Source organism: Streptomyces nogalater, assembly GCF_039532885.1.
Classification (GTDB): domain Bacteria; phylum Actinomycetota; class Actinomycetes; order Streptomycetales; family Streptomycetaceae; genus Streptomyces; species Streptomyces nogalater.
Genome location: NZ_BAAASM010000092.1, coordinates 1 through 10,301 on the forward strand (window position 1 = coordinate 1; position 10,301 = coordinate 10,301).

Annotated in this window: 8 protein-coding genes and 4 pseudogenes; 8 read left to right on the forward strand and 4 right to left on the reverse strand. The window is 66.9% G+C overall.

Annotated elements, in window-relative coordinates:
* On the forward strand, positions 1–2,061 hold a 2,061-nt coding region (locus ABD350_RS37675), incomplete at its 5' end, for an RHS repeat domain-containing protein (RefSeq protein ID WP_344353952.1).
* Positions 2,043–2,429 carry an SCO4402 family protein gene (locus ABD350_RS37680; RefSeq protein WP_344353954.1) on the forward strand — a complete coding sequence of 129 codons (387 nt, stop codon included), beginning with the start codon at positions 2,043–2,045 and terminating at the stop codon, positions 2,427–2,429. The genes ABD350_RS37675 and ABD350_RS37680, both read left to right, overlap by 19 nt.
* A 462-nt stretch (positions 2,430–2,891) precedes the next feature.
* Here ABD350_RS37680 and ABD350_RS38145 read toward each other — a convergent pair.
* A pseudogene (locus tag ABD350_RS38145) lies at positions 2,892–3,083 on the reverse strand (IS701 family transposase); the annotation flags it as partial.
* 425 nt (positions 3,084–3,508) lie between these two features.
* Between ABD350_RS38145 and ABD350_RS37690 the strand changes: the two are divergent.
* The 4 genes and pseudogenes from ABD350_RS37690 (at position 3,509) to ABD350_RS37705 (ending at position 7,084) form a co-directional block, all read left to right on the forward strand.
* Complete coding sequence (locus ABD350_RS37690; RefSeq protein WP_344353958.1) at positions 3,509–4,726, forward strand: HEPN-associated N-terminal domain-containing protein; 1,218 nt, start codon at positions 3,509–3,511, stop codon at positions 4,724–4,726.
* A 360-nt stretch (positions 4,727–5,086) separates the two neighbouring features.
* Positions 5,087–5,766: pseudogene (locus ABD350_RS37695) on the forward strand (metallophosphoesterase family protein); the annotation flags it as partial.
* 76 nt (positions 5,767–5,842) lie between these two features.
* Positions 5,843–6,316: pseudogene (locus tag ABD350_RS38150) on the forward strand (helicase associated domain-containing protein); the annotation flags it as partial.
* A 183-nt stretch (positions 6,317–6,499) separates the two neighbouring features.
* Positions 6,500–7,084 carry a restriction endonuclease gene (locus ABD350_RS37705; RefSeq protein ID WP_382467054.1) on the forward strand — a complete coding sequence of 195 codons (585 nt, stop codon included), beginning with the start codon at positions 6,500–6,502 and terminating at the stop codon, positions 7,082–7,084.
* Between the two features lie 125 nt (positions 7,085–7,209).
* Here ABD350_RS37705 and ABD350_RS37710 read toward each other — a convergent pair whose 3' ends face one another.
* The 3 genes from ABD350_RS37710 to ABD350_RS37720 are packed head-to-tail and all read right to left on the reverse strand — an operon-like array spanning position 7,210 to position 8,853.
* Positions 7,210–8,064 carry a helix-turn-helix domain-containing protein gene (locus ABD350_RS37710; RefSeq protein ID WP_344353960.1) on the reverse strand — a complete coding sequence of 285 codons (855 nt, stop codon included), beginning with the start codon at positions 8,062–8,064 and terminating at the stop codon, positions 7,210–7,212.
* A 29-nt stretch (positions 8,065–8,093) separates the two neighbouring features.
* The gene (locus tag ABD350_RS37715) at positions 8,094–8,621 is read right to left on the reverse strand and encodes a DUF6879 family protein (RefSeq protein WP_344353962.1); all 528 of its coding nucleotides are present in this window, start codon (positions 8,619–8,621) and stop codon (positions 8,094–8,096) included.
* Entirely contained in the window at positions 8,593–8,853 is a 261-nt protein-coding gene (locus ABD350_RS37720; RefSeq protein WP_344353967.1) for a hypothetical protein, read from the reverse strand. The genes ABD350_RS37715 and ABD350_RS37720 overlap by 29 nt, the downstream gene beginning before the upstream one ends.
* A 227-nt stretch (positions 8,854–9,080) precedes the next feature.
* Between ABD350_RS37720 and ABD350_RS37725 the strand changes: the two genes are divergently transcribed.
* Both ABD350_RS37725 and ABD350_RS37730 read left to right on the forward strand, forming a co-directional pair.
* Positions 9,081–9,641: a hypothetical protein gene (locus tag ABD350_RS37725; protein ID WP_344353963.1), complete on the forward strand. Its 561-nt coding sequence runs from the start codon at positions 9,081–9,083 to the stop codon at positions 9,639–9,641.
* A gap of 350 nt (positions 9,642–9,991) precedes the next feature.
* Positions 9,992–10,301 (forward strand): annotated as a pseudogene (locus ABD350_RS37730) (radical SAM protein); the annotation flags it as partial.

Sequence of the window (10,301 nt, forward strand, 5' to 3'; positions counted from 1 at the left end):
ACCACCGGCTACCTGCACGGCGCGGCCTTCTCCCCGCAGGGCGACCTGCGCCAGCTCACCCTGGGCATGGACGGGACGTCGTCGGCGAAGAAGGCCTACCTGAACTGGGACTACGAGGAAGGCACCCGCCGCCTCACCCGCTCCTACGTCACTGACGACGTGCACGGCTACATGCCGCAGGAGCTGAAGTTCACCCAGGACGACGCCGGCAACGTCACCTCTATCACTGACGCCACCACCCTGGGCGGCACGGCCAAGGCCGACAACCAGTGCTTCACCTACGACGGCAACCGCCGCCTGGCCGAAGCCTGGACCCCCAAGACCGCGGACTGCGCCTCCTCCGGCCGCACTCTCGCCAACCTCGACGGCGCGGCCCCCTACTGGACGTCGTACACCTATACCGGCGCCGGCCAGCGCAAGACCGAGACCCAGCACACCACCACCGGCGACAAGACCACCACCTACACCTACAACGACCCCGCCGACACCAAGCCCCACACCCTCGACAAGACCACCGGCACCCGCACTGCGGCCTACTCCTACGACGCCGCCGGCAACACCACCTCCCGCCCCGGCCCCACGGCCCAGCAGACGCTGACCTGGAACACCGAAGGCGACCTCGCCAAACTCACCGAGGGCACCAAGGAGACCGGCTACCTCTACGACGCGAACGGCGAGTTGCTGATCCGCCGCGCCAAGGGCGACGGCGAGACCGTCCTCTACCTGGGCGCCGGCACGGAACTCCACGTCACGACCAAGGGCACCACGAAGACAACCTCGGCGACCCGCTACTACACGGCCAACGGCCAGACCATTGCCGTCCGCACCGCCACCGCCGGCGTCACCGGCACCAAGCTGAGCTTCCTGGCCGCCGACCACCACGGCACCTCCAGCATCGCCCTTCAAGCCGGCACCTACGCGCTCACCAAGCGCTACAGCACCCCCTTCGGCGCCCCCCGCGGCACCAAACCCACCACCTGGCCCGATGACAAGGCCTTCCTCGGCAAACCCGCCGACGACACCACCGCCCTCACCCACATCGGCGCCCGCGAATACGACCCCACCACCGGCCAGTTCATCAGTGTCGACCCCATGCTGGTCCTGGACCAGCACCAGTCGCTCAACGGCTACGCCTACGCCAACAACACACCGGTTACCATGTCCGATCCGTCGGGCATGTGCATGGCTGATGCCTGCGGTTACGGCGTACCCAAGGGCCGCGTCGTATTCGACGACGACAAGCCGGGCGAGATCATCACAGATGGCCCGGTCAACCCAGGAAACACGGGCGGCAACTACTGCCACCACGGAAAATGCGGCCAGACTAAATACAATAAATCTGGCACCGCGCACAAGAGGAACGGTGGTAAGTCTCCGTCGGTCGGCTCCGGAATCCAGTACGAATGCAAATATTCCGGCCCTGGCCAGCAGTGCCTCCCGGTAACAGGACCGGGGGACTCCCAAAGCTCCGTGGGAAACTACATCTCCAGCCTGGTGCACAACGTTGACTTCTGGTCGGGCCTCGGGGACACCCTCCTCGGAGGGTTCAGTGCAGGCGGCGGTGTCGTCCTTGGTGCCTCGGGCGTAGTCGAATGCGGCACCGCAGTGCTGTGCGAAGTAGGAGTCCCCTCGATCGCCGGCGGTGCCGGAGCCGTGGTCTTCGGCAAGAAGATGATCGACTCGGGCGCGGACAAGCTGGGCCAAGCCTTCCGTGAAGCAGACGGCGCCGCAAGTGAAGGTGGCGCTTCTTCGGCGCCCGACTGGATACCTAAGTCCGCAACCAGCAAGGTGCCGGATTCCTTCGGTGCGGGGAAAGCCACTAAGAAGGGAATCGGGTGGCGGTGGAACGATGGTAAGGGTAACGGGGTTAGGATCGATCAGGGAAACTTGAACAACTCGCAGGTGTATCAACAGGTTGATCACGTGGTGATCAATTCTGGCGGAAAGATTCTCGGGCGAAATGGTAAGCCGATCGAGGGCGATATTAAATCTAACGCCTACGAGGCGCACATACCGCTTGAAGAGTGGCTGAAATGGAAATCATGGAATTCTCCCAGGTGAATGATGTGTCGTTCCCGGAGATGCGAAGGAACGTGCTTTCGGCCGTTCAGGCTCTGTCTGACGAAGAGTATCAAAGGAGAGTCTGGGTCGATATGGATTATCCTCATGAGGGGTATTATGACGACTTCGAAATGAATCTACACATCCTCTACGATGACACCTTGGTCCTAGAGGATCCGGAATCAGCGATGGGAACTGTGCTTCGATCGGAGGAAGAGGTGAAAGCTATGGCGGAGCTTGCATCTGCCATCGACCTCTTGCTCGATAGAGAAGGGACAGGAAAAACAGATGCTGAGTACATCTCATCCCCGCTATGGGGTCCCGTTGTGAGGTCTGCTGCGGTTGCGCATGCTGCGCTGACCAGATAGTGGCGGTCCAAGCACCTGTTGGTGCAGGGCCGTGGGGCCGGGTAGGGGCATCCTGCTCGGCCCCACGGCCCGTCCTACGCCGCTATGACCAGTGCATGCCGATGGGCGGAGAGCAGCTCTGCCTGCTCCGGGGACAGTGTGGCGGCGCGCTTACGTAGCCGTCACCAGAGGCTATCGGCGCTTGGACCTCGGCGGCCTGTCCTGGATCCAGGAGATCCGTTGACGAAGACCAGCAGTCCGCTCAGGCTACTTCGATCAGACCAGCCCCTCATGCCGGCCATCCGCAGCATCGACCGATAGGCGAGTGCCTGAGCCTGGTGACCCGCCTACCTACTGCTCCGCCGCGGGATATCGGACCTTCGCGCCCTGGACGAGTTCGGCCCGCTCGGTATCTGTCCGATCGTCTGGCGAGTTGTCCGCCGCCGCAAGGGCATCGACCACACCTGAGCGGCAACTCAGCGGTGGTGGGTCGGGGTCGAAGATCAGGCTGGCGGGCAGTCTGGCCGCGGCCCAGCCGTAGATCCGCGGCCTCTTGGCCCCGTTGCCGCAGGACAGCCGCTGCCAGGCGTCCCCCGGTGCTTCGCCGATGAACTGGTCGATGCGCCAGATCCCGGCCAGGGAATGGATTTGCTGGGACTTGGGCACCGCGACCATGGCGGGGGAGGCGAGCGGCGTGGACTCCGGCGCGGCGAGGCGGTCGGCGAAGGCGGCCACCATTTTCGCCGGCGCTCTGCCCGGGAGTGCCTCGGTCGGCGAGGTAGCTGCCGAACGTCGCGGTGAGATCCACGGTGCCGTCGTCGGCTGCGTCGGCATCGGTCAGGGTGCTGGTGTCACCGCTTGAACGCCGGTTGGTCCTACCTTGAGGCTGAGTGACTTGCCGCCCCTTGGCAGTGGTTTTGAGTTCCCGGCCGGAGGTTCCTCGGCAGGGCGCTGGACGCGAGTCCCTGGAGATTGCCACGTTGGATCTGGTGTATGTCTCTCGCGGACCGCTACACCCACAGCCAGGCCCCGACTGCCCATCAGTTCCTCGCCCCTCACCTCGCCCACGTCGTACAACATGCCGGGCTATCGTGTCGAACGTGGGAACGAGTGACGTGTGGCAAACGCAGACAGAGCAGGGATGGGACGACCAGTACGGGTACGTCTGTGCTGGGTGCGTCGACGACGAGAGCCTCGCTGCGAAGATCCGTGCGGATGCCGACGACGAAGATGCCTGCGACTACTGCGAACGCACTCCTGCTGCTCCCATCGACAGCCTCTTGGAGGCATTCTTCGACGGGCTGCGCACCGAATACGCCCTGGCCGGTGACGAGTCCGCCTACTTCGAGGGTGAACTTGTACCGACCCGCCACTGGGACGGCCCCGATCTCGTTGATTGCCACGCGGAGGTCCTACGCGGCGAGGAACTGCAGGCGACCGTCCGCGACGCCGCCCGGTATGACGACGTCTGGGTGGAGCGTGACTTCATCGCGCCGCGCGAGGACGAGGCGCTGCTCGACGGCTGGCAGCGCTTCAGCCACCAGGTCAAGTACCGCACCCGGAACGTCTTCTGGCTGGCGCCGCCCGACCGTGACGAGGACCTCCTGGGCGGCGGCGAGATTCGCGCCGCCGACGTTCTGGAGACGCTCGGCCGGCTCCTACCAGAAGCTGGCCTCGTACGGGAGCTCCCGCCCGGGCACCGGCTGTGGCGTGCGCGTGCGCACGCGAGGGTCGAGGAGCAGTGGAGCGCCCGGATGCTGGGTACCGCACTGCCCGAACAGGCCCGACAGCCCAACCGGATGAGTCCGGCCGGTATCCCGCTGTTCTATGGAGCCGACAGCCGTGAGGCTGCCGTTCAGGAAGTGACTCGGCACGCCTCCGACCACATCTCCTACGTCACCTCGGCCGCCTTCGAGACCACCGGTCCGTTCCGGGTGGTCGACTTCACCCTTCTCGATCCGGTCCCGTCCCTCTTCGACACCGACCGTGCTCACTTGCGACGGGCGCTTATGTTCCTCCATGAGTTCGTGAAGCAGATCAGTGCTGGCGCGGACGGACGCGAGCACCTCGACTACGTACCCACACAAATCGTCACCGAATACCTGCTGAGAGTCTTCGACCGGCAGCACCCCGTCGACGGCCTGCTGTTCGCTTCCTCCGCTGCTGGTCCCGGCTCAGTGTGCACGGTGCTCGACACCCCTCAGGAATACTGCCTCGACCCGGACGACCCCGACCCCGGCATGTACAGCGCGCTGCGCATGGTCCGCGGAACACTGCACGCCAACCAACCTCTGCCACCCCCGCTCCGCGCGAGTTGACCCGTCAGCCGGTGGGGTTGATCTCGGCCGCTGGCCGGACTGAGGCGGAGATCGCCTGCCACCGCCGTGCCGTCCGCCTGCTCAATCGACCAACGGGCTGTGCTCCCGCAGCCCGGGAGACAGTCCACTGCAGCTTGTGCGACAAGGCGGCAGCGGCCGGCCCGCTGTGATGCGGTGACGTGCACAGCAGCCACCTGCGCCGGTCATCCCCATGCCTCCTCACCGCCCAGCCGGACAGCCGCCGAGCCCGCGGGCAGATCCTGCAGCAGATTCCTGCACCACCTCAGCGGCCCCGGAAAAAGGACTGTTTATCGGGAAAACCTCCCGTAGCCACTGCCCCAAGAGTTACGGTCTGTGCTCATGCGGTTTCTGCACACTTCGGACTGGCACCTGGGCCGCCGATTCCACGGAGAAGACCTCATCCCCGCCCAGCGTGCCTTCCTCGACCACATGGCTGACACAGCCCGCACCGAGGCCGTCGACGCCATCCTCGTGGCCGGCGACATCTACGACCGTGCCATCCCCAGCCTGGACGCCGTGCGCCTGTTCAACCGCGCCCTGCACCAGCTCGCCGACCTCGGCGTGCCGATCATCATGATCAGCGGAAACCACGACTCCGCCCACCACCTCGGCGTCGGATCCGGGCTCTTCGCCCGCGCCGGGATCCACCTGCGCACCGACCCGGACACCTGCGCCGTCCCGTCGTCCTCAACGATCCCGACGGCCCGGTCGCCGTGTACGGCATCCCCTACCTCGAACCGTCGATGGTCCGCACCCAGTTTGAGGCAGAGGCCGCCTCCCATCGCGCGGTGCTGACCGCAGCCCTGGACAAGATCCACGCCGATCTCACCGACCGCCGGCCGGCCGGGACCCGCTCCGTCGTTCTCGCTCATGCCTTTGTCACCCCCGGCACCGGCCAGAGCGAGGAAGACCGGGTGGAGGAGTCGGCCAGCGAACGCGACATCAGCGTCGGCGGGGTCGCCTACGTCGGCGCGGACGTCTTCGACGGCATCGACTACGTCGCCCTCGGCCACCTCCACTGCCATCCAGGTCCTGCGCACCCACGACGACCGCCTCGAAGCACGCCTCGCCGACCCCCGAACCTACCGCCCCACCATGCCCGGCGAGGACCCCGACGCCTGGCTGCACTTCGACCGTCCCACCCAGGCTGAAGAAGTCGCCCTCGCCCTCTCGCTTCGGGTCCTGGCCTCCAAGAGCGCCGAATGGCGCCGCGGCCTGATGACCGCCCGCCGCTACCACCGCACCCACCACCACCTCGACATCCCTCAGGCCTACGAAGACACCACGGGCTACCCGCTCGGCCGCTGGCTCACCTGGCAGTGCCACCTGCATACCACCGGTGTCCTCGACTCGGCACGCGCCCAGGCCCTTGAACGCCTCGGCATCATCTGGGACCCTCGCCAGCAGGCCTTCGAGCGGGGACTGGCCTACGCCACTGCCTACGTTGCCCGCAACGGCCACCTCGCCGTCCCGGTCGACTACCTCCACGACGGCTTCCCCCTCGGCCGCTGGCTGGCCACCCAGCGCACCCGCGCCCACGACCTCACGGCAGAACGCACCGCCACCCTCACTGCCCTGGACCCGTGGTGGAACCCACCCTGGCCGATCACCTGGCAGCGCGCCTACCACGCGGCCCGCAGGCAGACAGAACAGAACGCGGCCTCCTCATCGGCGGGGGAGTGGCTTGTCACCCAAGCCCACCGTGCCGATGACCTCCACCCCGAGCAGCGCCGCCTCCTGAAACCCTGGGACTTGACCTGCTGGACGCATCCGCCTCCCGCGCCAAGGTGGCTGCTGCTTATCGCGGCCGTCCTTGCGGTCCTGGGCGGCATCTTGTGGTGGCACCAGGGGGCCCAGCACGCGGAGCAGGAACGGGCCCGAGCACAGGCCTTGCGCTATCAGCTGGCACAGCTGGATGCGCTGTCCCACCGGCAGTTCGAGCACGCGATACGCGATCTGATGCACCGGGACGGCTGCAGCGATGCCATTCAGGTCGGCGGGCGAGGCGACCTGGGTGCGGATGTGAAGGCCACCGACCCGCTGGGGCGGTCCTGGGTGATCCAGTGCAAGCACCGCCGCAGCGGCCTCCAGGGCGCGCCGGTGGGCACCCCGGAACTGCAGGTGCTCAACGGGACAGGCCGCCCGGTCCACAAGGGTGATGTCGTGGTGATGGTGATCAATGGAAGAATCACCGAACCAGGCCGCGTCTTCGCCCGGCAGCAGCGGCTGCACCTCGTCGACCGCCACGTACTGGCGTCGTGGGCCGCGGGCTCGAGGCCGCTGTGGGAACTGCTGCCTGCCCTGCCGCCGCCTCGCACGCCGTCACAGCTCTCCTGAACCTGCTCCTGACCATGCCACCACCATGGGTCAGCCCTCCGCCGCACTCGCACCCATGACCACGAGGCCAGCCGCAGCGTTGTCCCGCATCTTCGCCCCGAACAAGCGTTCTGCTCGGTATGCGGTCAATGAAGAGCGTCGATGGCCTGCGCGATGAGGGTCCGGGCTTCAGCTCCGTAGACGGCCGCGCCACGTAGCTGTTCGAACGCTTTCAAGTAGAGGGCGATCTCGTCCGGCTGTGTGATCCGTACGCGGGCGGATACGAGTTCGACGCTGACGAGTCGGTCGTCGTAGACGTGGAAGGTCTCACGGGGCCACTGCCCGCGTGAGGGGGAGGCCAAGGGAATGATGCCGACGGAGACCTGGGGGAGGGCGCCGGCGGTCAGGAGGTAGCCGAGCTGGGCCGCCATTGCGTCGGCATCGCAGACCTGGTGGCGCAGGGCTGCTTCCTCGATCACCGCCACGAGCCGGTGTCCGGGTTCGTGGATGATCCGGCTGCGCTCGACGCGGGCCCGGGCCGCTTGCGCGCTGTCGTCCACGGGGACGTCGTGGAGCCGGGCGCTGGTGTGCAGGATGCCCCCGGCGTAGCCCTCGGTCTGCAGCAGGCCGGGCACGAGGGTCGAGGAGTAGATGCGGAACAGCGCCGTGCTCCGGTACAGCTCGAGATAGCTGTCCTGGAGCCGGCGCAATCCGCTGCGGACTTGGCGCCGCCATTGGGTGTAGGCGGTCTCGGCATCGCGGGACTCGGCGATGATGCCCTCGGCCTGGTCGTCGGCGCCGCATGCGTGGCACCAGCGGCGGATGTCGTCGGGGGTGGGTGCTGTGCGGGCGTTTTCCAGACGGGATGTCTTGGGGTGGGTCCAGCCGCACAGTGCGGCGAGTTCGGTCCCGGTCAGGCCCGATTCGGCCCGCAGGTCGCGCAAGCGGCGTGCGACGCGTTCGCGGGCGGCCTGAGCCGAGGAGGACGGTGAGGCGGCCATGTGGTGCGGCTGGACCCTTTCGTGTCGTGCTAGCAGATCTTGTACTCGTCGTGCGGGATACCCCTGGCCCAGACGGAGTTGAAGGCATCGGCACACAGCCGGGCGGCGGCCGGATCCTGACTGATCTCCCCGGGGGCCGACGCGCCGTCGCCGGTGAAGTGGTTCCAGCGGATCAGCCGACCGTCGACCAGCCAGAAGTCGTTGCCCGGCAAAGCGATATCGGATGCCTGGCGGCGGGGCAGCCACCGCACCTGCTCGCCGGCCGCAAGGTTGACGACCGTGCCCGCGTGCTCGTACCGGACGTAGTCGCTCACCGGCTCCGACACGATCCGCGCCCGCCGCACGACCACACCGCGCGCGACCGTACGGCGCACGAGTTCCACCCACGGCCGCCAGTACGGCGAGGCGGGGTCGGTGTCGACCTCGCCGGTCTTCCTCCACCGGGCAAGCGCCTCCGCCTCGCCGGCCACCCCGTAGGCATCGCGCATTTCCAGGTGAAGGGCCGATTCGCGTGCACCGTCCAGCAGTTCAGCGAAGCTGGGCACGCTCTGCGGCATCACACGCCTCCCTCAGAATCGACACCATGCGGGCCGGCACCCGCACGACCTGCTCATGCTCCGGGATGCCGACCGCGTGGCCGGGCATCTCAAAGGCGGCACACTCGGCTTCCGTCGCCTCATCAGGCTTCCACCCCTGGATGACGAGTTCGCCTCTGTTCTCATCGACCCACACGGTCGGGCTCTCACCCTGCCCAGTGTTCGGGTCGATGCCGATGAACCGTAATGACACCTCGACCTCCAACGCTGTGAATGTGCACGGATGTACACACACTCATTCCAACCAATGCCACGGTCAAGACGAGAAACCCGCCAGCTAACTGGACGAACCAGCCAGCGCGAACATTCGTGAACACCACTGGCTTCGTCACACTCCGCGCGCCTAGCGTCGATGGCAGGCACAACCCCGGGGAGTCGTCCATCTCACCAGGAGACGGCCCACACTTGAGGGAGCGACGAATGCAGCAAGGCAGGCCCGCGCGGCCACCTGCCACATCGATGCCGCAGTCGTCAGCGGTGCTCCCCGGCGACAGCAGTGGACAGACCGACCCACCTCACGCCATCAGGACCTGGCTGGCTGGCGCGCACGACCTTCCTGCTCAGGCCCGCACTGAATGGGCCGCCCATCGGGTGGCCCTGCTGTCGCTCGGCCGGCGCTTCGCAGCTGTACGCATTCCCGGCGTCATCATCCACGCCGCCGTCGGCACCGATGACCGCCAAGCCGTCGCGGATACGGTGGGAGCACAGGTGCGCGGACCAGTCATCCACGACGTATGCGCCGTCGGCCCCACCTATTGGGCACTCGTCCCTTGGCATCCGGGCAGCCATTGGAGCGGCACCACCGAGATCTCGTACCTCGGCCCCGTCACCTACCTTGGCGTCCCAGATCTCGGCTGTACCGAGCCACCCGGCCCCTACTGGGTAACGCCACCTCGTCATTGCCGCGACCTGTGCCACCCCGAAACCGTCCTCGACCTCATCGTCCGAGGCGGTCACCGGCTCCGGCATGAGCCGCCGTGACCCTAGATCGACCAGCACGGCCGCCCCCCAGGGCCGCACGGCGCGCCTTCCTGCTCAGCCCCCGACAAGCAGGTCGGGGGATGGATCTGGCACCGGAGCCGAGGACCTGCCCAGCAGGTGGTGTGCGGGGCAACCCCTCACTCCGCTTACGTCCTTGCCTTCTTCGTGAAGCGGGCAGGCGATGCTTGACTGAACTGCTCTCTGTCTCCAACTCAACTTCTGCAAGAGGATGTTGGCCCTTGTCGCTTCTCGCCTGAGCAGCGGGCGAGACTGCTTGTGTCGGGCCGGGCGGCCGCCCACACCGACACGAGCGGCCTGGCCCGATGAACCGGTGTACGAGAGGAGTTCTCGTGACTGCTCCTGTGGTGATCTTGGACTGCTACACCGTTGAGCCCAGCGGTCTGGGCGTCCCGCCGTACCTGTCCGCCTACGTGCGGCAGGCCTACGCGGCACTGCGCCGGGCACGCCCCGGCGCGGACGTCAGGTACATAACGATCGATGACGTCCGCTGGTGCCTGGCCGGAGGCCGCCCAGCCGTCACACCACCCTTGAGTGACCGATGGACGTACTCGGCAACCGTGAACCAGGACAAGGCAGTGGAACTGTTACGGGACGCCGAGGCGGTGGTCGTGGTGGCGGGGGACAAGGTGCCCTCGGTCC